18 protein-coding genes are annotated in these 24,990 nt (G+C 44.8%); 10 read left to right on the top strand and 8 right to left on the bottom strand.

Features of this window, described 5'->3' with window-relative positions:
- Window positions 1-106 precede the first annotated feature (106 nt).
- Window positions 107-277 (bottom strand): hypothetical protein, encoded by a 171-nt coding sequence (locus F6K49_RS23955; protein WP_293100697.1) that lies wholly within the window; start codon window positions 275-277, stop codon window positions 107-109.
- A gap of 71 nt (window positions 278-348) precedes the next feature.
- Between F6K49_RS23955 and F6K49_RS23960 the strand changes: the two genes are divergently transcribed.
- The gene (locus tag F6K49_RS23960) at window positions 349-552 is read left to right on the top strand and encodes a hypothetical protein (RefSeq protein WP_293043215.1); all 204 of its coding nucleotides are present in this window, start codon (window positions 349-351) and stop codon (window positions 550-552) included.
- Between the two features lie 145 nt (window positions 553-697).
- Here the strand turns inward: F6K49_RS23960 and F6K49_RS23965 are convergent, their stop codons facing one another.
- The 4 genes from F6K49_RS23965 to F6K49_RS23980 all read right to left on the bottom strand — a co-directional run bounded on the left by F6K49_RS23965 (window position 698) and on the right by F6K49_RS23980 (window position 9,832).
- Entirely contained in the window at window positions 698-1,726 is a 1,029-nt protein-coding gene (locus F6K49_RS23965) for a bifunctional riboflavin kinase/FAD synthetase (protein ID WP_293043212.1), read from the bottom strand.
- 60 nt (window positions 1,727-1,786) lie between these two features.
- Entirely contained in the window at window positions 1,787-4,894 is a 3,108-nt protein-coding gene (locus F6K49_RS23970; protein ID WP_293100700.1) for an ABC transporter substrate-binding protein, read from the bottom strand.
- 326 nt (window positions 4,895-5,220) lie between these two features.
- Complete coding sequence (locus F6K49_RS23975) at window positions 5,221-8,319, bottom strand: ABC transporter substrate-binding protein (protein ID WP_293100703.1); 3,099 nt, start codon at window positions 8,317-8,319, stop codon at window positions 5,221-5,223.
- Window positions 8,320-8,536: 217 nt separating this feature from the next.
- On the bottom strand, window positions 8,537-9,832 hold the full coding sequence (locus tag F6K49_RS23980; protein WP_293100706.1) for an ATP-binding protein: 1,296 nt from the start codon (window positions 9,830-9,832) through the stop codon (window positions 8,537-8,539).
- 964 nt (window positions 9,833-10,796) lie between these two features.
- On the opposite strand from F6K49_RS23980, the gene F6K49_RS23985 reads away from it, so the two are divergent.
- The 8 genes from F6K49_RS23985 (at window position 10,797) to F6K49_RS24020 (ending at window position 19,879) form a co-directional block, all read left to right on the top strand.
- On the top strand, window positions 10,797-12,581 hold the full coding sequence (locus tag F6K49_RS23985; protein WP_293100709.1) for an ABC transporter substrate-binding protein: 1,785 nt from the start codon (window positions 10,797-10,799) through the stop codon (window positions 12,579-12,581).
- 443 nt (window positions 12,582-13,024) lie between these two features.
- Complete coding sequence (gene larB / locus F6K49_RS23990; RefSeq protein WP_293024518.1) at window positions 13,025-13,798, top strand: nickel pincer cofactor biosynthesis protein LarB; 774 nt, start codon at window positions 13,025-13,027, stop codon at window positions 13,796-13,798.
- A 331-nt stretch (window positions 13,799-14,129) separates the two neighbouring features.
- A complete protein-coding gene (locus F6K49_RS23995; RefSeq protein WP_293024516.1) occupies window positions 14,130-14,615 on the top strand; it encodes a hypothetical protein in 486 nt (161 codons plus the stop codon).
- 469 nt (window positions 14,616-15,084) lie between these two features.
- On the top strand, window positions 15,085-15,252 hold the full coding sequence (locus F6K49_RS24000) for a hypothetical protein (protein ID WP_293024514.1): 168 nt from the start codon (window positions 15,085-15,087) through the stop codon (window positions 15,250-15,252).
- Window positions 15,253-15,280: 28 nt separating this feature from the next.
- Window positions 15,281-15,733 (top strand): hypothetical protein, encoded by a 453-nt coding sequence (locus F6K49_RS24005; RefSeq protein WP_293100713.1) that lies wholly within the window; start codon window positions 15,281-15,283, stop codon window positions 15,731-15,733.
- 374 nt (window positions 15,734-16,107) lie between these two features.
- Complete coding sequence (locus F6K49_RS24010; RefSeq protein WP_293024510.1) at window positions 16,108-17,406, top strand: transposase; 1,299 nt, start codon at window positions 16,108-16,110, stop codon at window positions 17,404-17,406.
- A gap of 118 nt (window positions 17,407-17,524) precedes the next feature.
- Window positions 17,525-19,687: a hypothetical protein gene (locus F6K49_RS24015; protein WP_293100717.1), complete on the top strand. Its 2,163-nt coding sequence runs from the start codon at window positions 17,525-17,527 to the stop codon at window positions 19,685-19,687.
- A gap of 60 nt (window positions 19,688-19,747) precedes the next feature.
- Window positions 19,748-19,879: a hypothetical protein gene (locus tag F6K49_RS24020; protein ID WP_293024506.1), complete on the top strand. Its 132-nt coding sequence runs from the start codon at window positions 19,748-19,750 to the stop codon at window positions 19,877-19,879.
- Here F6K49_RS24020 and F6K49_RS24025 read toward each other — a convergent pair.
- The 3 genes from F6K49_RS24025 to F6K49_RS24035 all read right to left on the bottom strand — a co-directional run bounded on the left by F6K49_RS24025 (window position 19,858) and on the right by F6K49_RS24035 (window position 23,025).
- Window positions 19,858-21,246 carry an SDR family oxidoreductase gene (locus F6K49_RS24025; RefSeq protein WP_293024504.1) on the bottom strand — a complete coding sequence of 463 codons (1,389 nt, stop codon included), beginning with the start codon at window positions 21,244-21,246 and terminating at the stop codon, window positions 19,858-19,860. The two genes, F6K49_RS24020 and F6K49_RS24025, sit on opposite strands and share 22 nt — an antisense overlap.
- 411 nt (window positions 21,247-21,657) lie before the next feature.
- Entirely contained in the window at window positions 21,658-22,755 is a 1,098-nt protein-coding gene (locus F6K49_RS24030) for an acyl-CoA dehydrogenase family protein (RefSeq protein ID WP_293024502.1), read from the bottom strand.
- A gap of 78 nt (window positions 22,756-22,833) precedes the next feature.
- The gene (locus tag F6K49_RS24035; protein WP_293071788.1) at window positions 22,834-23,025 is read right to left on the bottom strand and encodes a hypothetical protein; all 192 of its coding nucleotides are present in this window, start codon (window positions 23,023-23,025) and stop codon (window positions 22,834-22,836) included.
- Between the two features lie 28 nt (window positions 23,026-23,053).
- Between F6K49_RS24035 and F6K49_RS24040 the strand changes: the two genes are divergently transcribed.
- Window positions 23,054-24,790, top strand: coding sequence for an ABC transporter substrate-binding protein (locus F6K49_RS24040; protein WP_293100722.1), 1,737 nt, complete (start codon window positions 23,054-23,056; stop codon window positions 24,788-24,790).
- Window positions 24,791-24,990 lie beyond the last annotated feature (200 nt).

Genomic DNA, 24,990 nt, shown 5'->3' on the forward strand with positions numbered 1-24,990 from the left:
GGGACTTTATCGAGAATCTGCACACAGGTTCCGATTACTCTTCCCCTCTCATCTCGGCAGGCTGAGGGATGCACTCCTCAGAAAACCATTTCAGGTTTCGATTCATTCAGACGCTTTCACGTCGCACTGTATCTCCATTTTTATGATAGCACAAAAATTTTTTAATTATAGCATATTTTGAAAAGTTTTGTAAATTTTTGTGGGAGCAGGGTGTAGGGAGTAGGGAATCGGGAATCGGGAATCGGGTAGGGTGCGTTAGGGGCGGGCTTGCCAGCATGTTCAACCTCCTCGTAACCAGTGTTGGGATAGTCCGCACCGTAACGCACCACCAGTCAAACTGATTTGGTCTTGGGGTTTTGCTGCGGGATTAGCGATCGCATAAAGGAAACGAAAGCGCGATCGCATAAACAAAAGCGCGATCGCATCACCAATACAGAAGCGATCGCATTACCACCAAAGAAGCGATCGCATTACCACCAAAGAAGCGATCGCATCACCTGGTCCGTTGAGCAACTACAGAATTCTAATCAAGAATCGCTTAGCCTCCCCTAAACCCCTGATGAGTGATCCCCCCTAACCCCCCTTAATAAGGGGGGAACAAGAACAAGGCAGTTACTGATCTGAGTCCCAACTCCCGACTCCCGATTCGCGCATTCTACATTCTTAATTCTTAATTCTTAATTCTTAATTCTCAATTCTACATTCCCCCAAAAAAATCCCTAGCTGCTTGACAGTCTGTATGAATTTGGGCTTTGAGCTGGTCTAGGGAGGAAAATTTTTGTTCGGGGCGGATAAATTTCTGGAGGCTTACGGTTAGGGTTTGGCCATATAAGTCTCCGGACCAATCGAATAGATGAACTTCGACGGTTAAACTGGTGCCTTTGACGGTGGGGCGCATACCAATATTCATGACACCAGGATGGGAAGATAAATTGGTGTCTCGGTGAGAGGGTTCAGGGGTATGGGAGACTTCGACGCAGTAAACCCCGAGCTTGGGTAAAAATTTGTCTGGGGGTAAGTGGAGGTTAGCGGTGGGAAATCCAATGGTTCTACCAAGTTGTTGACCTTTCTCTACTCTTCCGATCAGGGTGTATGGCCGTCCTAGGAATCGGTTGGCTTTGTCGATATCCCCTTCGGCTAAGGATTGGCGAATGCTGGAACTACTGATCCGTTGCTCTTGACGTTTGTACAAAGATACGATATGCACGGTAATACCGTAGGCGGAGGCGATCGCATCCAAATCCGTTGCGGTGCCAGCTCGCTTATACCCAAAGCAAAAATCCTCTCCGACACTGACTTGCTGTGCCCGCAGTTGCTCGACTAAAATTTTTTCCACGAATTCCTGGGGACTCAGGGAAGCTAGCTCCCGGTTGAAGGGTAATAGGGCTAATTGTTGCACACCCAACACACTTAACTGTTGGGCTTTTTCCGTTGGTGGTGTCAGCAGCTTCCAGGCTTGACCGGAAAAGAATTCTCGGGGGTGGGGATTGAAGGTGGCTACGGTGGGATAGATTAGTTCTAGATTTGGGTCTAGATTCGGGCTACTGGTTTCCGGGTTACTAATTTGCTCAAGATGGGATGATGTCAGGGCTTGAGCTTGAGCAGTAACTGGCTTGGGTAAAATGGGAGCAATAACTTGCTGATGCCCTAAATGGACGCCGTCAAAGTTTCCAAGGGCAACAGCGGTTGGTGTTAACGCAGTAGTTAGAGATGATGTAATCCACACGCTTAATAGTTTGACATATTTCTCCGCTGCTAGGCAACAGATGCTAATTGCCCTATGAACTCATTTCAATTTAAATTCACCGTCAACCACTTGCACCAGGACAGGTTCACTCTGACGCTCCCCTTGGTCAGTAAACTGCAACGGTAACCCAGAGGTATCATTAGGTAAAAGCTTAATATTGCGAAGTCTGTTGAGAACTGTCTCTCGGTCGGCGTCCTGAAACAAAGCCTGAATAAAGGCTTGAGTAGCATCGAAGCTAGTGGCAGTAGCCCAACTAACATTTCCTTTCCATAGTTCCCTAGCTGCTGTAGAAAAGTTTCTAGCATCTTGTGATTCCCTAAACCAGGGGACTGCGATAGTCAACCCTTCCACCGCTTGCCCACCCTGTTGCAAGATTTTACTACTATATAAACTATCCCCACCGAACAACCTCAGCTCTTGCTGATCTTGGTTATTGGGGTTAGGGTTCAGGTTAGCGTTGGCTTTAGCAATATTAACAGCTGTATTAATGTATTCCACGCTGGGGAATAACATGGCGGCCTTGACTTGATCTTGATAGAGACTGCGTTTTACTTCTTCAGTTATATTCAGGTCGCGATTGTTTAAGTCAATCTCCCGAACCACCTTACCCCCTAGATTTTCAAAGTGTGTTTGAAAATCTTTGTTTAAACTCTTGCTATAGGCACTTTCAGCATCATAGAAAATTACGACCTTGTCTAAGCCAGCTTGATTTGTGACATGTTTAGCCAGTTTTATTGCAAGTGCTTGATTAGAAGCAACTGTTCTAAAGAACACGTTTTTCTTGACATCAAGAGTGGTTAAATTACTACTGGTGCTGGTGGAGGAAATCATGGCTAAACCAGCTTGGTCGTATACGGGGAGTGCAGCGTTAGTGGCATTACTAGAGTTATGTCCAATTACGCCCAGGATAGAGTTGTCCTTAACCAAAGCCTGAGCTATTTCTTTGGCTTTGGCTGGATCGTTGCCATCGTTAGCGATCACAATTTCCAGGAATCGACCATTTAATCCCTCTGAATTATTGAACTGATTTTGGGCTTGGGCTACCCCTCGCAATATTTGTTTTGCCCCAGATTGTGACTGGTCTATGGGAACTACCACAGCGATCGTGAATGGTTCCAACTTCTGTTGACGAGCGCGGGCATTGTTGTAGTAAATCAGCAATTCTGGATCATTGCGATTATCCTGCCAAGCTTGGTAAAAATCCTGAGCGGCTGCGGCATACTTTTTGTTTCGGAATGCTTCAGTAGCGCCGTCAAATTTTTCCTTGTTAAATTTTTCCTTGTTATCTTCCTTGTTATCAATTCTAGGAAATAAGCTGCGCTCACCCCGACTAATATTCCTGATAGTATTAGTAATAATACTATCAGGAATATTAGTATTACTACTAGTAGTAGAGACGCATCTAATCCCGAAGATTTTCTGGGCACCAGTTGGACAACGGGTTGACACCTTATAAGATACCACACCAACCAGGGAAATAATTGCTAATCCTGCTGCTAGTTTACCTAACCAATTACCTTGACTAAGGTTCTGAGAATTACTTTGGGATCTAAACTCACCAGTCATCCCAGAGGAGTAAGAATTGTTAATTAATAGCTCATCGTTCTCTAATTCATTTTTTATTTCCAGTAGTTTTTCTTGTGCCAATAGATTACCTGGTTCAATTTTTAATACTTGATTGAACTGATCTTGTGCTGTTGGAAATCCTTGTTGATATATTAACTTACTACCATAATTTATTAGGGATCGCACCAACCCATTTTTGTTACGGATTTGATCAAATTTATAGGCTCTTTTAAAATAGGTAACCGCTTTATCAAACTCTCCCAACTCTAGATAGCCTTCAGCTAGGGCAAAGACAACACTAAAATGATTAGGGTTTAGTTCCAACACCTGTTCATATAGCCCTAGGGCTTTGGTAATTTGCCCCTGTTGATACTGGGTAGTAGCTTGTTGATAGATGGGATTAGTTTGGTCTTCCTCTACTTTTTGCAGTTCTAGGATCTCTTGCTGGAGTGGGTAACGTCTAATCAACCAGCGCCGGATAAATTCAATGGTTACCTTCCGTTTGGGTTTATCTAAGAAACCTCGTTGGGCTAGTTGGTCTACTGCTTTCGTTAAGGATGTTGTTTGAATAACGCCGTAGTTTTCGAGCAGGTTTAATGGCTGGTTTGAACTATTTTTATAACTATTTTTATAACTATTTTTAACAGGATTATCCGCCTCGGCAAAGGCAGAGAATACTACTCGTTCTGGGATAGATAATCCGGCTCTAATCCATGCCAACCCAGCACTAGCATTTTCTAGGGCTTGGTCTACACTGTTTTCCACATCTTCTGGAGTGATCTGCCACTGCTGTAGCTCCCTAGCTCTGCTAAAAATAGCAAAGCATAGGATTTGGGTAAAATAGGGATGCCCAGCAGATAGGTGGTATATGGCTTCCATAGCAGCAGTTTCGTAGGTGAGTAGTCCTGCTGCTGGTTTGGTAATTAGCTCTTCGGTAGTTTGTTGATCAAGTAAGCCAATTTCTTGGCTTGGGGCATCCTTGAATATCTGGAGTAAATTCGGTAAATCTTTGGATTGCTGTTCTACACAGAGAATCAGGTATAGATTATCCTGTCGAGCAACTAGGGATTTTAAGTAAGGGAATAAATGCTGGAATATTGTGTTATTATCTTGATTATTATCTGGACTATTTAAGGTCTCGAATTCATCCAGCAATAAGGCTAGGTTTTGGTTACCTAATCTTTGATATACTTGGGGCAAAAACTGGTTATAAAAAAGCGATGGCTCGGTGTCTAGGGCAATAGGGTCAGGCAAGGGGATTTCCGGGGAGTCTAGTTCCAAGCTATCCAGGATTTCTGTGGCCAGTTCCTCCAAGACCTGACCAAGAGATTTGTGATTGTAGGATTGCAGATCAAAGGGCACAAAGGCAAAGTGATCTAAGTTAACCGATTTAGGAATATGATTAAGGAGAGAAGACTTACCAATCCGCCGTTGACCGTACACTATAATCACCTTGGTTTTATTCCTGAGGTTATCCTCGATAAACCGGAATAAGTTTCGTCTTCCCACAAATAATTCCTGGTCATTATCATCAATGGGACGGCCAATGATATAGGAATTCCTAGTACCTGTTGAACTCATTGTCTGTCATCTCTGAGAGATCAGAGGAATAATTTGCTATAATTAAAACTTAATTATAGCAAATTATTGAGATTATAGCAAATTATTGAGGTACAATAGAAAGTCTATTTTTATAAACTAGTTCTCTCGAATGAGGTTTTGTATCTATAGAGCTGATTTGTTAACAGAGCTATAACCATTGCGATGCAAGGATTTGAGCTTTTAAGATTTACTTTATAAATTAGCTCTTAGATTTCTCCCCCCAGGGTCTAGGTCTAAAATTTTAGTCAGTATTTTAGTGAGTCTTGGTCAAGGGGACTAAGGTTGTATCGCCCCAGGCTTGATGATCAGGAGGACTTTTTAACCCCCTCTTCGTCTTGCTCTGAGACTAATTTAAATTTTCCTTTACTAATCTCAATTAGAACAGGTTCACTCTCACGTTCCCCTTGCTCAGTAAACTCCAAACCTAACCCTGAGGTATCACTAGCTACAAGATTAATATTGCGGAGTCTTTTGAGAATTATCTCTCGGTCGGCGTCCTGGAACAAAGCCTGAATAAAGGCTTGAGTAGCATCGAAACTAGTGGCAGTGCGCCAGTTAACCTCTCCTAGCCATAGTTCCCTAGCTGCTTGAGAAAAGTCTTGGGCATCTGGTGCTTCCCTAAACCAGGGGACTACCATAGTCAAACCTTCAACCGCTTGCCCACCCTCTTGCAAGGTTCGATAATTATTTAACGTATCTCCACCGAATAACCTCAACCTTTGCTGATCTAGGTTAGCGTTGGCTTTAGCAATTTGGAGAGTCATCCCACGATATTCTAAGCTGGGGAATAACATGGCGGCCTTGACTTGATCTTGAGAGAGACTCCTTTTAACTTCTTCAGTTATATTCAGGTTGGGATCATTTAATTCAATCTCCCGAACCATCTTACCCCCTAGTTGTTCAAAGTGTGTTTTAAAATCTTCTTTGAGACTCTTGCTATAGACACTGTCAGCATCATAGAAAATTACAACGTTGTCTAAGCCAGGTTGAGTTTTGACATAGTCAGCCAGTTTTATCCCCAGTGCTCGATTAGAAGGAACTGTCCTAAAGAACACCTTTCCATTTAAATAACTACTGGTGCTGGTGGAGGAAATCATGGCTAACCCAGCTTGCTCATATACGGGGAGGGCAGCTTTAGTGGCATCACTAGAGTTATGTCCAATTACGCCCAGGATAGATTTGTCTTTAACCAAAGCCTGAGCTATGGTTTTGGCTTGGGCTGGATCGTTGCCATCGTTAGCGATCGCAATTTCCAGGAATTGACCATTTAATCCCTCTAACTGATTGAACTCATGTTGAGCCTGGGCTACACCTCGCAATATTTCTTTTGCCCTAGATGGTGACTGGTCGATGGGCACCACCACAGCGATCGTGAATGGTTCCAACCCCTGTTGAAGAGCGCGGGCATTGTTGTAGTAAATCAGCAATTCTGGATCATTTCGATTAGTCTGCCAAGCTTGGTAAAAACCCTGAGCCGCTTCGGAATAGTTTTCCTTTTGGAATGCTTCAATTGCAAGGTCAAATTTTTTCTTGTCAAATTTTTGGTTGTTGTCAATTCTGGGAAATAAGCTGTCCTTACCCCGACTAATACTCGGACTAGTATTAGTAGTCTGAATAATAGTTGAATTAGTATTAGAGACGCATCTAATCCCGAAGACTTTCTGGGCACCGCTTGGACAGGGAGTTGATACTTTATACAATCCCAAACTAACTAGGGGAATTATGGCTAAAGCTAAGGCTAGTTTGCCTATGCCTAACCTATTAAAATTGGATGTGTTATGAACCGCAGTGATAGGTATCTGACTAGTAGTGATCTGTGTTTGAGGTGTCTGACTAGTCATGGGTTGAATGTTAACTTCAATATTGTCTAGTTTTTCCCTTGCTAATTTGTGGTTAGGCTCAATTTTCAACACTTCCTCAAAAAGCGTCTTGGCTGTTGTGAGCCCTTGTTGCTCGATCAACTCATCTCCATAACTTAGTAGCGATCGCAACAACTCTTCTTTACTTTGTACTGGGTTAACTGGATAGACTCTTCTATAGAGTTCTACAGCTTTCCTGAAATTGTTGGCCTGGAGATAGCCCTCAGCTAGAGCGAACAGAGCGCTGAAATGATTGGGATTAATTTCCAAAACCTCTTGATAGAGCACTAGTGCTTGGTCAATTTTACCCTGTTGATCCCGTTTAGTGGCTCGTTGATAGATCGAATCAGTTTCGCGTTTGTTTAGTTTCTCCAGTTCTAGTATCTCTCGCTGTAGTGGGTGATCCTGAAGCAACCAGTGGCGAACTAATGGCACCTTCACTCTACATTCTGTGTCATCTACCAAACCGTAGTCTTGAAGTCGTGTGGCTGCTTGTAACAGTGACTGGGTCTGGATCACACCATAGTATTCCTCTAGGAAGGATAATGGGTGTTTTGGCACCAGTTCGTTTTTTGCGATAGCTATTTTTTGAGCCTCTGCCACTGCTGAAAATACCACTCGTTCTGGGATAGGTAAGCCATCCCACAACCACAGCAATCCCGCTTGAGCGTTCTCAATGGCCTGGTTGACTATGAAGTTCACATCTGGTTCAGAAATTTTCCAGTTTTGGTTCTCCCTAGCCTTCGAGAACAAAGTAGAGCATAGGACTTGGGTAAAATAGGGATGCCCTGCAGAAAGTTTGTAAATTTCTGTGATGGCATTTTGTTCATAGGTCAGGACACCCTCCGCTGGTTTAGTAATTAGCCGTTCAGTACTTACCCTATCCAAAAGACCAATTTCTTGGTAGGGTGAATCCTTAAAGACATTGAGGAGAGTTGGGAGATCATCCAGATTCCGTCCCACTACCGGAATCACAAATAAGTTATTATGCTTTTGAATCAGGTCAGCTAAATAGGGAAAAAAATTTCGCTTTGCTGACGGGTTATTGTCGTCACTTAAAACATCAAATTCATCCAGCAATAAAACCATGTTTTTACCCTTTAATTCCTGAGCAACTTTGGGCAAAAATTGATTAGAAAAAATAGGTTGATCATTTTTTAAATCTTCTTCTGAGGGCGGAGTCAGATGATCTGGATCTAGACCAAATTCATCAGCCAAGTGGTCACTAATCTCTTGAGCCAAGTCATAGAGAAGACCACTCAAGGGTAAGTGAATGTAGCGTTGCAAATCGAAGTTAACAAAGACAAACTGATCGTGAACAACTTTGTTGGGAATCTGAGCCAAGACCGATGACTTGCCAATCCGTCGTTGACCATGGAGTAAGATCACCTTTACCCTCTGCCTGAGGTTATCTGCGATAAACCGAAACAGACTCTCCCGTCCGAAAAATTTTTCGTGATCATCTATTATACTTCCGATAATATAAGGATTAGGAGGATTAGGAGGATTAGGAGGATTAGGAGGATTAGGGAAATTATCAACCATTTGCGGACTATTTATGATTTGTTTAACTTTTCTGCAAACTACTCAAGGTTTGCTGGGGTGTATCTAATTAAAGCTGTTTGACCCGGTGGGTGGAATGGGCATCTTGGTGGAACGGGCATCTTGTTCGTTACAATTCCCAGCGGGCTGTGCCAACGCTGGCTACCAATAAAATGAGGGCAAGCCCCCCGAAAGCACCCTACGCAACTGGCATTTAAAGTCAGGAAAATGCAGCTAACACTATCCTTCCCCATGCCAGAACAGTCTTGACTGTCTCTTGATGTTGCCATAGCCACTTAATCGCCTCCGTGACTTTTTGGGCTTGACTATGGCTGAGTAGATTTAGAAAGACTTTTTGCCTATCTTCTAGTAACGGATCATTAGTCTGCCAAAGTTCCTGAATCACCCACCGCTCCATAATGGATGAGGTAAATAATAAGTCTTGATGGCTGATCATCACTCCTAGTTTGTTTTGGTTAGTAATTACCCCTTGTTCGACGAGGTTAATTAACTCTCGCTGGTGTTGGCTAAAGATTACGTCAATGCCCTTCAAGTCAAAGTGCTTGTTATGATGGAGACGACCGTGTAACTTGAACAAGGCCATCAACATCAATAGAGCTTGCTCAACCTGGCTGCACCGTTTCCAAATCGTTTCAAATATCGGTCGGGTAGTAGCTTCAAAGTCCTGAACAAAGACTTGGGCATCAGGGATTTTGCCAGTTTTGAGCTCTCGATAAAGCAAAGAACCAGCAATCTGGAGCAGAGCCGGATGTCCACCAGCAATCTCTCGGATCAGATCCGGTAAGGTTGGTTTGATTGGAATAAGATCAGTTAATGGATCAAGTAATTGATCAATGTCAGGGTCAGTAAATGGCTTGAGGGATTGGAACAGATAATGGTTGTACCAGGGAGAACTATTGAGATTGAGGTCAGGACCAAGTTCATTGAGAGGGCGGAGCGAGGCCACAATCATAGATAGATATTTCCTCTCCTTAGAGTGATAGGCAATACTGCGACACTCCGTGACAAAAGTTTCCATCTCAGCATGAGTATAGTGCGGGTTTTCCCGCAGTGCCCAATCATAGTCATCCACGAGCAACAGTAAGAATTTGTGCCGTTGTCCAAGCTTCCGTAATACTTGGCGCATGCCCCTAGTGGTTGCTTTTCCCTGGTCCAGCAATGTCTGGATCTGTTCCTGGAGGTCTGGCTCACTGTGTAATTCCTCTTGGAGCAGATTAAAGACTTCTTTCCAAAACCGAGAAGCTGTAAAGGGTTGGATACTCTGGCAACTCAGGAGCACGATCACAGCCTGGGATGGATCCTGACCATACTTTTGCCAAACTTGGGGGGAAGCCAGGAGTTCCAGGAAAGAGGTCTTGCCCATGGCTGGCCCTCCCCAAAGGGCTAGGTTACTACGGTTATAGATTTGATCAAAGGCCGCCTGAATTTCTGATCGTCGTCCCACAAAACGCTCTAGGGAAACTGGCTGACCGTAGGTAAAAGGATTTTGCATCATCTTGGCTTCCATATTCAATTTTCAATTTGCATTAATAGGACTCACAAAGTTTAGTTGCTTTTGCCCCCCTAACCCCCCAAATCTGGGGGGGACAAAGTCACGAAAGTCCCCCAAGTTTGGGGGATTTAGGGGGCAATGGGTAAGTCCTAATTAATTATCAAAGAATTATTTCGGGCTTCAATGCTCCCCTTTATTGGTTCAAAGTCGTCACAAAATGCACCCATTGATTACCTAATATCGATAACTTGTGAACGTTTGGGGCAAAACTTGTGAACCCTATAGGTCTCGATGACTTTGTAGGTAATATTTCGTAATAATTATAAAACTACTATAACACTACAGTGATGTATGTACTTAGTTTGTGACACTAACCTTAATGGTTTGGTGACTGGAATCACGTAACCATTCAGCTATCAGCTATCAGCTCTCAGCTATCAGCTCTCAGCTCTCAGCTAATGCGCTACTTGAGGTGCTTTTGAATAAAACAGGTACGCATTGGTTTAATCTCTGTTACGTCAGCTGACCGCTGAACACTGACCGCTGAATGCTTACGGAATCACAGTAGCAGTTAGCTCCTATAAGGTAACCATTCAGCTATCAGCTGTTTAGGAATCAAGGCTTTTGGTGGGTTACTCCTGTTATTAAAAGTGTGGGTTTTATTATAAACAATAAATCGAATTTTGATAGTACCCATGAGGGTACTTGTGTTATGGTATTTTTCTGATCTGAACAGAGGGATGAGGTGAAAACGGCTGTAAGTTTTTTTGTACTGGTGCCAGATCTCAGCAAAATGCGATCGCACGCTAGCCCGAAGAGGGGGATGATCAGGGCAAGCCCGCCCCTAACCCACCCTACGCCACTTGGTATGCTAGTAAACAACTAACTATTTTCCCGACTCCCGACTCCCGATTCCCCACTCCCGATTCCCTACCCCCTACTCCCTACTCCCTACTCCCTTTCTTATATGACCTCTGCTAAATCTCTTGTGCTTCTGTGGTATCGTTGTCTAGGAATTTTCCTGGCTGTGAGTTTTGCGATCGCACTGCCTGGCTGTAGCATCAGCCAATTTGAAACCAAGGCAGCTGACGTTCCCCACATAGTCCAGAGTATTCTCAGTGACATAAATACCTTTAACTATGCCCTCAACCAAAGTGCTACCAGTATTTTTGGTCTTACCTTTCAGGGTTTAGTAGACACTGATGGCATCACCGGGGAAATAATCCCGGGTTTAGCGGAATCCTGGCAGATTTCCGACGATAAACTTAAAATCCTATTTACCTTGAGGGAGGGGCTAAAGTGGTCAGATGGTGAGCCTTTAACCACTGATGATGTCGTCTTTACCTACAATGACATCTACCTCAATCCAGAAATTCCCACTGATTCTAGAGATATCCTCCGGGTTGGCAAGAGTAGAGCCTTACCAACGGTCAGGAAGATAGACCAGCGTCAGGTGGAATTTTCTGTGCCTGAACCCTTTGCGCCCTTTCTCCGCAGTACTGGCTTAAAGATCTTACCCGCTCATGTGCTGCAAGAATCCGTAAAAACCAAAGATTCAGAGGGGAATCCTAAGTTTTTGACCATGTGGGGGGTAGATACAGACCCCAAGGATATTATTGTCAACGGTCCTTACAAACTTAAACTCTACCGCACCAGTCAGCGGGTGGTTTATGACCGTAATCCCTACTACTGGAAAAAAGATGAACAGGGAAACCAGCAACCTTATATTGAGCGGGTGATCTGGGAAATTGTAGAATCAACGGATTCATCCTTCATTCAGTTTCGCTCCGGCGGATTAGATGCTCTGGGTGTATCCCCTGAATACTATTCCCTGCTCAAGCAAGAGGAAAAAAAGGGTAACTTTACCATCCACATCGGTGGTCCTACCCTCAGTTCCAGTTTTATCTCCTTCAATCTCAACACCGGTAGCCGGGATGGAGAGCCTTTAGTAGATCCAATTAAGTCCCGTTGGTTTAATACTCTCGAATTTAGACAAGCCGTTGCCTATGGCATAGACCGGCAAACGATGCTGAATAATTTGTATCGGGGGTTAGGTGCGCCGCAATATTCTAATATACCCGTGCAAAGCCCCTATTATCTATCACCAGAAGAAGGGTTACCCGTGTATGACTATAATCCCGAAAAAGCCAAAAAATTACTATTAAAGGCGGGCTTTAAATACAATGACGAAGGCGAATTGTTCGATAGCCAAGGTAATCGAGTCCGTTTCACCTTAATGACTAATGCTGGTAATAAGCTGCGAGAAGCCATGGGAGCACAGATTAAGCAAGACCTCAGTAAAATTGGCATTAAAGTCGATTTTACTCCCATTGCCTTCAATACCCTAGTAGACAAACTCGGCAATAGCTTAGATTGGGAATGCCATCTCCTTGGTTTTAGTGGCGGTGGCTTTGAACCCAATAATAGTTCTAATGTCTGGTCTGTGGATGGGGGATTGCACAGCTTTAATCAAAAAACCTTCCCTGGTCAATCCCCGATTCAAGGTCGTAAAATAGCCGATTGGGAGCAAAAAATAAGTGACCTTTATATCCAAGGCGCTCAAGAATTAGATGAAAACAATCGCAAAAAGATTTATCAAGAAGCCCAACGGATTAATTTAGAACACTTGCCTTATATTTATCTGATTAACCCTCTCTCCATGACCGCAGTTCGTAATTCCATAGAAGGCATTGAATATTCCGCTCTAGGAGGCGCATTCTGGAATATTGATGAACTGAAAATTTCAGAATGAATGGGGAGATGGGGAGATGGGGAGATAGGGAGATAGGGAGATAGGGAGATGGGGAGATGGGGAGATGGGGAGATGGGGAGATGGGGAGATAGGGAACAGGGAACAGGGAATAGGGAGCAGGGAATAGTAGGAAAGAAATACGAGGAGTTTTTGATGTTATGATCAATAAGGATTGGGCTTCATGATCTATTTAGAAAAACTATATAGCGTTTATTGCATGTATAAGGTAAAATTATAAACCTCAAAGTCCCCCTTTTTAAGGGGGATTTAGGGGGATACCTTTGTACCTCATGGTAAAGAGAATTGCTATAAATCGTAGCTCAACATTAAACCATTAAAACTTCTTCCCGATTCCCGATTCCCGACTCCCGATTCCCGACTCCCGATTCCCTACTCCCTACTCCCTACTCCCGATTCCCTACTCCCTACTCCCTTAAAAAAAAATGACTCAACCCGAAGCATTAAAATCTCTACTGGAAGCGGTGGCGGCTGGTGACCTTAGCCCAACTGTTGCTCTAGATAAACTCAAAGATTTTACCTACGAAGAAGTGGGTGATTTTGCCAAAATTGACCACCACCGCACCTTAAGAACTGGATTTCCTGAGGTAATTTGGGGAGAGGGAAAAACCCCAGACCAAATTGCTCAGATTATGGCGGTCATGCGCCAGCGGAATCCGGTAGTAATGGCCACACGGATTACACCAGAGGTGGCAACGGAGCTAGAGTCAAAAGTCCCAGAGTTACAGTATTATTCCACAGCTCGGATTTGTGCGATCGCACCATCTCAGCTCGAACCTAAGTATCCCGGCACCATTAGTCTAATTTCCGCTGGCACATCGGATTTACCAGTAGCTCAGGAAGCAGCCATTACCGCTGAATTATGTGGGTTTCAGGTCAAGCGCCTTTGGGATGTGGGGGTAGCTGGTATCCACCGCTTGCTGAATAATCGACAGATGATTGTCGAAGCCGATGTCTTAATTGTGGTAGCTGGGATGGAAGGAGCATTACCCAGTGTGGTAGCTGGCATGGCCGATTGTCCAGTGATTGCCGTTCCTACTAGTGTCGGCTATGGAGCCAGTTTTGGTGGTATGGCACCCCTGTTAACCATGTTGAATTCTTGCGCACCAGGCATAGGAGTAGTGAATATTGATAATGGCTTTGGTGCTGCTGTCTTAGCTGGACAGATTCTTAGGACTGGTCAGAAGTTGCAGGGTTGATAGAACAAGGGAATAGGGAATAGGGAACAGGGAACAGTAGCAAAGAGCTCAGAGGATTGGGTGCATCTCATTAAAGCTGTTTGACCCGGTGGTGCGTTACGGGACTGATTAAATAGGGATCCGTGTAGGAATTCTGAGAATTTTTGATCCTAAGTTCCCTTTGCCCTACTCCCTACTCCCTACTCCCTACTCCCTAATCCCTGTTCCTTTTGTTAAGAAAAATTACAAAATCCCTACCCCAAGAGTAAATGATAAAACTCACCCTGATAAGTAATTGGAGGGAAAAGTTTGAGACCTTGATTCCTTCCACTAGTGTTTCAAAGAGGTGATTATGAATTTTAAACTAAGTACGGCAACTCTTTGTATCAGTGGTGCAGTTTTTGCTATGAGTCTGGTAAATCCCACCTTGGCAAAAATCCCAGACTTTCTTGGCAATGGGGCTAATCGCAACTCCGCCACAGTCCCTGAACTAGAACAGAAAAGTAGCTTTGACCAAACATCCTCACCGGACTTGGTAGCTCAAGCGGTTGCAATTAGTCTGACTGGTACCTGGCGAGCCAATGATGGTGGCACCTACTATATTCGGCAAGTAGGTAATGAACTCTGGTGGTATGGTCAAAGTTCTAATAATGGCCGAACTTTCAGCAATGTCTTCCATGGCTACATTGGTAAGAATGAAGTTGCTGGTAACTGGGCAGATGTACCTAGGGGTCGGACTCGCAGCTCTGGCGAAATGGTAGTCAGAATCGATTCAAACCGCAGGCTAACAGCAGTTCGGAGAACAGGTGGCTTCGGTGGTAGTGTTTGGACTCGCTAGGTAAGCATTCATCCGTCAGCTATCAGCTATCAGCTAATGCGCTACGCGCATTAGCTGAATACTTACTGGCTAGTTATAGGAAATAGAAAAAAGTATGCTACAGATCAGATTAATTGTCGGGACAGACAAATTCAGATCAGGAAATCTAAAATCTTTGGAAACGTAGCACCAATTTAACTATTTCATAGTAGTCTGATTAAAGACTCAAATTTTCGAGGCATGAAACCATGATAATATAGGGTTTTCAAGCCTTTTAAGGTTATCATAGTAATGAGCGACACAGAATTTTTTCCCGACTCCCGACTCCCGACTCCCGACTCCCGACTCCCGACTTCCATCAACCCAGGAGCAAAGTACCTCACACAATTGAGAACTGCACTATACTGAAAATAGTGCCCACAAGAGTTAAATCCAGTCATAAACGTTTCCCAAAATCGTTGTTGTCATCAGAGTAGGAACTACGAGAAAAATGAGCAAAAATCTACTTAAAGATACTGATTTAATCGAAAACAACTTAATTAATCTGCCCGAGCCCCCGCCCTCCTCTCCCCCTTCTTCCTACACTCCTCCCCCTGCCCAGACTCTACCCATACTATTCCCCCTATTCCCGATTCCCTGTTCAACACTTCTGAAATAATTACTGATTTAATTACTGATTAGTTCCAATGCCAAGCAATCCCTTCATTGTCGGTAAGCCAGTCCCCCCAGAGCGTTTTGTGGGACGAACTGCTCTGATTGAAACCGCTTTCGATCAAATCTCCCATCGCAGTAACCTATCAGTGTGGGGAGGTCCGGGCATTGGAAAGTCTTCCTTTCTGGAATTACTCACTTGGCCGGAAATCTGGCGAATACATCAGACCGACCCATCGCAAGCAGTGATTGTGTTGTTAAATTGCCTCAGTATCCATCCCTTCACTGGGTCTGGCTTCTGGGGAAACGTCTTAAGCTTGATTAAAACTAAACTGGACAGCAATCCTGAGCTGCAAGCAGATATCGATAGATTAGTCCAAGAGGGAAAAAGCACTGCTAAGGATTTCCTTGAAGTCTTGGGTAAGCTGGGAGCACACAATAAATTCCTAGTATTGCTAGCGGATGATTATCGGAGTGGGAGAGTTTGAGAGGGCGAAGAATACCCCGACCTAAGAGGACGGGGATGAATTCACCCTCTCAAGTGGCGTAAGCCACAATCCATTAACTAGGTAGTGTCCCAGTTTTTCCCAGCGACTCTAAATACTCTGACAGGCTTAAACCTGATTTAGCTGCCAATCTCTTTAATCCGTTCCAAGCTGTGTTTGTCGCCTTAATAGTGTGTGTTGTTTTGGGTGAGCCGTGAAGACAGGGGCGTCCTACTTTTATTGGTTTTTGTCTTACCATTCTCTTGTCAGATCAATTTCGGTAATATATAATCAAGATAGCACCGAAAAAAAAGGTCGATACTATGCAATTGGGTTACGTCTATAAACTAATCCCAAGCTCTCAGCAAGAAGCTACAATGAACCGATGGCTAGATATGCTATTGGCTCAGTACAACTACTTGTTAAGAGATAGAAATGAGTCCTACGAGCAGGTTAAATCACCAAAACTTGGTAATTACTGCGATTTGAAGACTCATGGAGAGGCGTGCCCATTGTCCTGTTCGGTAAACAAGTCAAGCTCGATAGGTTATCCCTGGAAAAAGAGTCAAAAGAATCCTCGCCGGAGTGCTTACGAGGTTCAAAGTTCAAGTCTCCCCTCCCTCAAAAAACAACGACCTTGGTACAAAGCGATCAATTCGACTGTTCTACAGCAAATGTTAAGACAGTTGGATGTAGCCTTTTCAAAGTTTTTCAAGGGAGAAGCCAAATATCCAAGACCTAAAAGGCGATATCGTTTCCGGAGCCTCAAGTATGCTCCAGGCCAGGTAAAACTAGATGGTAATCGAATCTATTTACCAGGAATAGGGTGGATGCGATTCCATAATTCCCGTCCCATCCCGGATGGTTTTACCATGAAATCTGTAACCGTTCGTCGTCAATCACGGGGATGGTTTGTTAGCATTCAGATCGAGGATAAATCGGTACCAGTTCCACCAGTAAAAACTAAACACGAGATTAGACCTGATCGTGTTAAAGGATGCGATCTAGGAATCAGAAAACTCCTTAGTATTTCTGATGGAGAGATAGTTCAAAACCCAGCCAATAGTAAGAAGTCCAAACGCCAAACCAGACGTTTAAGACTAAGACAACGAGCTGCGAGTCGAAAGAAGAAGGGTTCAAACAATCGCAAAAAAGCCTTTTCCAAAGTAGCCTCGTTGCACGAACGGGTTACCAATAAACGTTCTGCATACCATTGGGAAACAGCAAAAAATCTAAGTAATGGAGCAGATGCTCTGGTGTTTGAGGACTTGAACATCAAAGGGATGAAGTCTCGCTGTAAACCCAAGCCCAAGGATTTGGGTGGTTACGACCGTAATGGACAATCAGCCAAGAAAGGTCTTAATCGTGTAATTTCCGACGCTGCCTGGGGTGAATTAGTCAAAAAGGTTGAAGTCGTGGCTGCAAAGTCAGGCATTCCAGTCATCAAGATTAACCCCAAACATACATCTCAGCGATGTCCAAAGTGTCACCACACTAGCGCAGACAATCGAAAAGGAGAAAAATTTGTTTGCACTGAGTGTGGGTACCACGATGACGCTGACATAAATGGTGCAGTAAACATCAAAATGCGGGGTCTTAAGAAACTGGGAATTAACCCCACCCAGCTACCTTCGGTGCGAAGGAAAGTCACGCCCATGGATATAACAGCCGTATAGGTTGTGCCTGGGAATCCCCATCCCTGCGACAGGTGGGGTAGTTCAATTAAAGGTGCTCCTAGCCAAAAAGTTGGCTTGCTCAGTGAACGAAGTGCCACAAAGTTAATTACTAGACCTCTTGCAAAAGTATTTTTCTGATAGTGTTTGCGTCAATTCTTCTCCACTGTTCCCTGTTCCCTGTTCCCTGTTCCCGACAACTGCCGCGAAGTCTACTGAACCAGCTCAGGGGTCTTTGACCTATGACTCAGAGGCAATCGATGCTATCTTAGCATTAACATCAGGTCATCCCTATTTCACTCAGGTCCTATGTCATGCACTGTTTGCTCAAGCTAGAACTGAACAAAAGTGGCAGGTAACTGGTGATGATGTCACCAGAATTGTGGATGATGCCATTGAAATTGGTGAGGGAGGATTAACCTGGTTTCGGGATGGATTACCGATTCCGGAACGAGTGATATTTTCGGCAGTAGCAGAGGCTCAAAAAAAAGCTGAAAGAAATTATACTCAGGTTGTGCAAGACCCGTTGAGTTTACTGGAAGAGTATGGCGTTACCATCACCGAGTCTTTGACTCAAGCTAGGGAAAAACTAGTTGAATCAGGTTTCTTGGGGGTTGTAGACATAACTGATCAAGTTTCATCCTATAAAGAAAAATCCTACAAGGTAAAAATAGAATTAGTCCGCCGCTGGTTAATCCAACGTTACCCATTGCGGCGAGAGATATTTGAATTGGAAGACCTCGATCCAGAGGCTAAGGCTAGTTATCAACAAGCAATTGAACAAACTGATCAGGGGGATGTATGGCAGAAAGTAAAACCCTATGAACAGATTTTGAAAGCCAATCCCAATCACTTTCGTGCTTTATTCGAGATCGCAAGGATATATTTGGAAGGTGACGTATTTGATAAAGCAGTAGAATACTATCAGCAAGCATACCTAGTTGATCCAGTCCGGAATCAGGATGGATTAGTGCGATCGCATTTAGGTTATGGACAACACCTCATGGAAGTAGGGGAAGTTATCCTAGCCAGGCGGCAATTTGACCAAGTGCTAAGGATAGAGCCAGAAAATCAACAAGCTTATCAATTCTATAACCAATTAAACAATCCTTTCGTTGTAGGCGCACCAGTTCCCCCAGACCGTTTTGTGGGACGACAATCAGAAATTCTGGCTGGTTTTAATCAAATCTCGAACCGCAGTAACTTAGCGATTTGGGGTGGTCCAGGCATGGGTAAGACCTCTTTCCTGGAACTCCTAGCTTCCCCAGACGTTTGGAAAGAGTATGGACAAGACCCATCACAGGCAGTGATGGTGTTACTCAGTTGCGAAAGTATCCAACCGTTTACAGCTTCCGGGTTTTGGCAAGAAGTCCTAACTGAGCTGATCTATAAATTGGATAGTGAGCCAGACCTTCAGACTGAAATTGAGACATTGCTCGACCACGGAAAAGCAACTGCCAGGGCTATGCCCCAAGTATTGCGCAAGCTTGGGAAACACAACAAGTTCTTGGTGTTGCTAGTGGATGACTATGATGCGGCTTTGCGGGAAAACCCACACTATACTCAAGCTGACATGGAAGCCTTTCTAAGTGAGTGTCGTAGTATTGCCTATCACTCTCGGGAGAGGAGATATTTATCAATGATTGTCACCTCACTCCGCCGTCTCAATGAACTTGGGCCGAGTCTAACCCCAGATAAATCCCCGTGGTACAATCACTATCTGTTTCGGTCCCTGAAGCCATTAACGGAAACTGAAGTGGAGCAATTGATGGCGAGTATTCCCATCACACCAGCATTACGGAATGTCATTAAAGACAGGGCTGGTGGACATCCGGCGCTGCTACAAATTGCTGGTTCTTTGCTATTTAGAGCATTAAGAACTGGGAAGTTACCCGATACTGAAACTTTTATCAAGGAGTTTGAAAGTCAAACTAGACATATTTTCCAAAATATTTGGCAACGGTGCAGCGATGTCGAGCAAGGGCTGTTGATACTGATGGCTTGGTCGAAGTTAAAAGGTGGTCTTGAGCAAAAGATTACTATTGACTTAAGTGACATTGACTTAACTAAAATTGACGTAATCTTTAGCCAACATCAACGAGAGTTAACAAACCTAGTAGAACAAGGCGTCATTATTGATCAAGATCAGGAGCAGTTAGGTAACGGTAGATATTCCTTTGCTTCCTTAGGGATGGAGCAGTGGGTAATTCAGGAAATTCAGACTAGTGATCAAGCATTAGTACAAAAATGGCAGACTATTTTGCTTAAGCTAATGAACCCCTGAGGAGCTCATATAGCGCAGGGAGTAGAGAGTAGGGAGATGGGGAGATAGGGAGATGGGGAGATGCGGAGATGGGGGGATCGGGAGTCAGATCAGTTTTCCCGATTCCCGATTCCCGATTCCCGATTCCCGATTCCCTACACTATAACTTTGAAACCGGACATGATACGACCTTACCAGTTACATGGTTTGTAGTCTTTCAGGAACACCCCATAGAGGCGCTCCCCTGCTAACCCGCGCACAATGGGATCATAAACCCGTGCAGCACCATCAATCACATCAAGTGGTGGACGGAATCCTTGCTGACGGAGGTATTCACGCACAGGATGAGGCTTCTCGTCTGTAATCCAACCAGTGTCAACACTGGTCATATAAATGCGATCGCAAACATAATCCATCCCCACAGTTCGGGTCATCATGTTCAGTGCGGCTTTAGCCATATTAGTGTGGGGATGATAGGGTGTCTTATTTCCATAGGAGAATTGACCTTCTACAGCAGAGACATTGACAATATAACGATCTTCGAAAGGAGATGCCATCAGTGACGGCTTCAAGCGGGAATTAAATAAGTAAGGAGCCATAGTCGTTACCAACCAAGCCTCAACCATCTCGATCGGCTCAACCTGGTCAAGTAACAGTCGCCAGCTATTAACATGCCTCAAATCTAAGGGCTGACCCTCAATGTCAAGGACTCCATCCGGAAAGTTTGGATCCTCCTTGCTGCTCAGACAGAGCTGGTAAAAAGCGTTAAGTGCTGACTTCTTGACCAGAGCCTCTGATTCAGCTTTCACCCATTGCCTGGTTTGTTGATCCAGACTCTCCATCTCCCCTTGGACAAGAGTTTTGAAATATGCAGGTGGGCGGCGAATGGTTTGGGCAGCATTATTGATAATAATATTGAGTGGGGCAGATGCCAGCAACTGATCGATAAATGCCATCACCCCACGCAGATCACGAAAGTCTAGCCCGTAGATTTCCAATCGGTCACCCCATAGGTGTGAGTCTGTCTCAGCCAGGTATCGACGGGCGGCATCTTTCGGGAATCGGGTGGTTACAATCACATGAGCACCGTCTCGTAGCATTTTGAGTGCAACGTGATACCCAATCTTAATCCGTCCACCCGTGACTAGCACTCGCCGACCCTGTAAATCAGTTCTGGCGTAGCGCCGACTATAGTGTTCAGGGGCACAGTTAGGACAAAACTGGTGGTAAAAGTGATGTACACGTTTGTAAGGCTGCTTGCACACGTAGCATAGCTGGGGAGTATAGAGTTGATCATGGTCAAGGGATACCCCTGCAGCCAGCTGGCGTAATCGTTCCGGCAAGGCTTCGCTATGAATCTGGGCACGAGCCAGCAAAGCCAAGTCATGCTGACGGCGAGCCTGCTTGCGCTGGTGGCGACGCTTTTGTTTGAGTTGCTTCTTCAGTGCTGACACCGCCCGTTCAATAGTCAACAGCTGTGGATTGTCACTGGACATCCTACCCGCTGCCTCAAGCACCCTCAGGCAAATGGCTAACTCCTGCTCATTGACACTTGGGTGATGGGGTTGGGTGATATCCATAGTTGTATGTACTACACAAGCTGTACGACACAGACAGAATTCGGCGGGGGCGATTGGGCAAAGCCGACGTCTTGAAAGCTTAGAAGGCTGGTGTGACTGCCTCTGCACTACGCCCTTTTATAATACAATTATATTACATGATTAGATTAGATGTTGAGATTAGATGTTAAGACTTAGCACAAAGTTGGCAGAAGAGGAAGATATGGGAGTATAGGAGTTTCTAATTCTGTCAATCAGGATTCACCCACAGGAAACATTTATAGCACTACCGATTCAGATGTTTGACATTGTCTTGATGCAGTCGCTCATGGGGGAAACCCCCAAGACCGCGCTGCATCGCTTCTAAACTCCGAAACCTAGTCCTAGCTTACTTCTGACTTCTGACTTCTGACTTCTGACTTGCGCGTAGCGCTATACCAACCGAGCCAGAGTTCCCTCCATGACAGCGGTGGTTTGACCAGAGACAGTGAATACCAAAGCTTCGCGATAGACTCGCTGGGCAGCATGGTGTTTGTAGTTAGCAGCACCACTAGACACAGTCACCGCTGCTTGAGCACATCGTCCTGCTAAGTTAATTGCCCAAGTCCTCAGTTGTAGTCGTTGTTCAAAGGTCTGGGAATCGGCTTTTACTGCTTGGATCATAGCTGTCTGGCAGCGAATCAATTCCCCATTGAGGGATTCAAAAGCATTGAATAGAAAATCCAGTTGCTTGGTTTTGGCAGCCGCTTCTACAATGTCGAGTCCAGCTTGGGCACATCCTAGGGCCAAAAAACCAGCAGACAAAACTTTTTTCTGGTCATTTCCGTGAATTGCACCTGCTTTAGCAATCGAGACCACACCTTCTTCGGGTAAGAACCAATCCGTAAGGGTAGCACTAACCGTATTGGTGGATTGCATCGCCGCCAATGCCATGGGTTTGCTAAAGGTAATAGTACCACCTGCATCTTGGGAAGTTGGAGTCAATGGCACCGTACCGTAAACTTCTCGACCATCAGGCAATACTGCACCAATGACAAACTCTTGAAACAAGCTAAACCCAGTAACCCAAGGCACTTTTCCGCTGATCTGATATCCACCATCTACCGGAATAGCTTTCACCGGTGGGTTACCTGTTCGTCGCACTTGGGAAAAGCCGATACCAACTAGCACTTGACCCTTGGCTAATTTGGGAAGATACTGCTGCTTCAACGATTCATTCTCAGAGAAGGCGATCATTGCTCCAGCACTCTGGTGTTGCATTTGCAAGAATGCCAAAGCACCGGAATACCGTGCTACCAGTTGCTGAAAGTATGGAAAGGTGGTGCTACTGACTTCGACACCTCCCCAGGATTTGGGAATCCGTAGCCCTAGCAAAGTGCGAACGCTCATCCCCTTGAGAGCCTCTCGTAACACCTCAGGAGCACTATCAATCTCATTAGCCAAGGGAGCAACGGATTCCCTTAGGTAAGACTCTGCTGTCTCTAATAGGCTTTGTTGGTCATTATCGGGATACTTTTTGATTACCTGCATCAACCTTTCTAGTTAATCTAAATCTATAGCGGTTTCTAACCTAAAGAGGTACACAGGATTTTTTCCCAGATCCGCTTGCTACATAAATTTTAATCCCGATACTTTTACCATTCGCGACTGCATCAAGACAATGATCAAAAATATATTTGAAGATATCCTCTTATCCAAAACTACTTCTTCCCTCCCCACACTCCCCCCTCTCCCCACACTCCCCACACTCCCCACACTCCCCACACTCCCCACACTCCCCACACTCCCCACACTCCCCACACTCCTCCCTCTTCAAGCAGTTGCGCTGGTGCTATCTTGTCTATTGACCCTTACAGGTTGCCATCCGAACCAGTTTAAGACTCAAGCAGCTCAGGTCTCTCAACTAGTGTTAGCTACTCCTAGTGACCCAGCTACCTTTAACACTATTGTTAATACCTCTCCCTTTGGTGTATTTGGTTACATCTACGAAGGATTGTTGAGTGAGAATGGCATGACAGGGGAGTTGGAACCAGCACTAGCTGAATCTTGGGACATTTCCTCAGACCGACAGCAGATCACCTTCACCCTGCGGGATGGGCTAAAGTGGTCTGATGGGGAACCCCTGACGGTGGATGATGTGATCTTTACCTATCAGCAGCTTTACCTGAATCCCAAGATTCCCACAGTTTCCCGAGATTTCCTCAAGATTGGTAGTACTGGTAAGTACCCATCGGTGCGCAAACTAGATCAGCAGCGAGTTGAGTTTACCTTACCACAACCCTTTGCGCCATTTGTGAGATCCGCAGGAACCCTAGCCATTCTACCGGCTCATGCGTTACGAGAGTCTGTGCAAGCCACTGATGGTAATGGCAATCCCCAGTTTCTTTCAACTTGGGGCACTAACACCAATCCCCAAGACATTGTTAGCAATGGTCCGTATCGACTACAAAAGTATACCCCTGCTGAGCGAGTCATCCTACAACGCAACCCTTATTACTGGCGTGCTGATGCTCAGGGAAATCCCCAACCCTACATTCAACGGATTGTCTTACAAGTTATCCCATCCTCTGATAACCAGTTACTCAGATTTCGCTCTGGGGAGTTGGATAGCCTCAGAGTGAATCCCGAGGCGTTTGGGTTACTCAAACGAGAGGAAAAGCGGGGGAAATACACCATTTACAATGGCGGACCGATGCCTAGCATTAGGTTTGTCGGTTTTAATCTCAACAAAGCTCGCAATGCTCAGGGAAAACCTTTCGTAGACCCAATCAAGTCTCGTTGGTTCAATACCTTGGCCTTTCGACAAGCGGTAGCCTATGCTATTGACCGGGAAAAGATGAAAACTAATATTTATCGGGGACTGGGTGAAGTACAACATTCCCCCATTGCTGTCCAAAGTCCCTATTACCTATCCCCAGAAGATGGGTTAAAAGTTTACAACTATCAACCCCAGAAGGCAAAACAATTACTATTAGAGGCTGGTTTCAGGTATAACTCCCAAAATCAGCTGCTGGATTGGGATGGCAACCGGGTACAATTCACTTTGCTGGTGAAATCAGACGATAAATCCCGAGTAGACGCAGCAGTTCAGATTAAACAAGACTTGAGCCAAATTGGGATAGAAGCAGATTTGCAGGTACTCAGCTTTAACCTTGTGCTCAGAAAGCTCCTATCGACTCGAGATTGGGAGTGTTATGTGGGTGCCTTTGGAGCAGGAGTGAGTGAGCCTCACAGTATATTTGTTTTCTGGTATAGCGGAGGATCGTTTCATCAATTTAATCAAGGTCCTCAACCCGGACAACCACCACTGGAAGGGTGGGAAGTGTCTGACTGGGAGCAAGAGATTGACCGTCTGTTCAATGCTGGGATAAAAGAACTTGATCAGAGCAAACGCAAAGCCATTTATGGTCGATTCCAGGAAATCGTTGCCGAGGAGTTGCCCGTGTTTTTCCTGGTCAATTCACTAGACTTTCAGGCAGTACGCGATCGCATCGAGAATATCAAATTTTCTGGCTTAGGGGGACCGTTATGGAACATTGATGAGCTGAGAATTGCGGAAAACTAATCAAGTCTTGGGTCTTGGGGGATGGGGAGTGTAGAGAGTGTGGGGGGTGTGGGGAGATGGGGAGATGGGGAGATGGGGAGATGGGGAGATGGGGAGATGGGAAGTGTGAACGCTAATAATTGGTAGAAAAAATAGCTGGAATTACCCTTAATTTGATGATATTAATTTTGATAATTGCCAAAAAAAGTGCCTATAGAGCA

It is taken from the genome of Moorena sp. SIO3I6, assembly GCF_010672095.1.

Coding starts and splice junctions, on each gene's coding strand:
- F6K49_RS24010 (WP_293024510.1), top strand. CDS start 16,108: ATGAACCGATGGCTAGATATGCTATTGGCTCAGTACAACTACTTGTTA.
- F6K49_RS23995 (WP_293024516.1), top strand. CDS start 14,130: ATGAATTTTAAACTAAGTACGGCAACTCTTTGTATCAGTGGTGCAGTT.
- F6K49_RS23970 (WP_293100700.1), bottom strand. CDS start 4,894: ATGAGTTCAACAGGTACTAGGAATTCCTATATCATTGGCCGTCCCATT.
- F6K49_RS24020 (WP_293024506.1), top strand. CDS start 19,748: ATGCGGAGATGGGGGGATCGGGAGTCAGATCAGTTTTCCCGATTCCCG.
- F6K49_RS23980 (WP_293100706.1), bottom strand. CDS start 9,832: ATGATGCAAAATCCTTTTACCTACGGTCAGCCAGTTTCCCTAGAGCGT.
- F6K49_RS24025 (WP_293024504.1), bottom strand. CDS start 21,246: ATGGATATCACCCAACCCCATCACCCAAGTGTCAATGAGCAGGAGTTA.
- F6K49_RS23985 (WP_293100709.1), top strand. CDS start 10,797: ATGACCTCTGCTAAATCTCTTGTGCTTCTGTGGTATCGTTGTCTAGGA.
- F6K49_RS24000 (WP_293024514.1), top strand. CDS start 15,085: ATGAGCAAAAATCTACTTAAAGATACTGATTTAATCGAAAACAACTTA.
- F6K49_RS24030 (WP_293024502.1), bottom strand. CDS start 22,755: ATGCAGGTAATCAAAAAGTATCCCGATAATGACCAACAAAGCCTATTA.
- F6K49_RS23955 (WP_293100697.1), bottom strand. CDS start 277: ATGCTGGCAAGCCCGCCCCTAACGCACCCTACCCGATTCCCGATTCCC.
- F6K49_RS24005 (WP_293100713.1), top strand. CDS start 15,281: ATGCCAAGCAATCCCTTCATTGTCGGTAAGCCAGTCCCCCCAGAGCGT.
- F6K49_RS23975 (WP_293100703.1), bottom strand. CDS start 8,319: ATGGTTGATAATTTCCCTAATCCTCCTAATCCTCCTAATCCTCCTAAT.
- larB (WP_293024518.1), top strand. CDS start 13,025: ATGACTCAACCCGAAGCATTAAAATCTCTACTGGAAGCGGTGGCGGCT.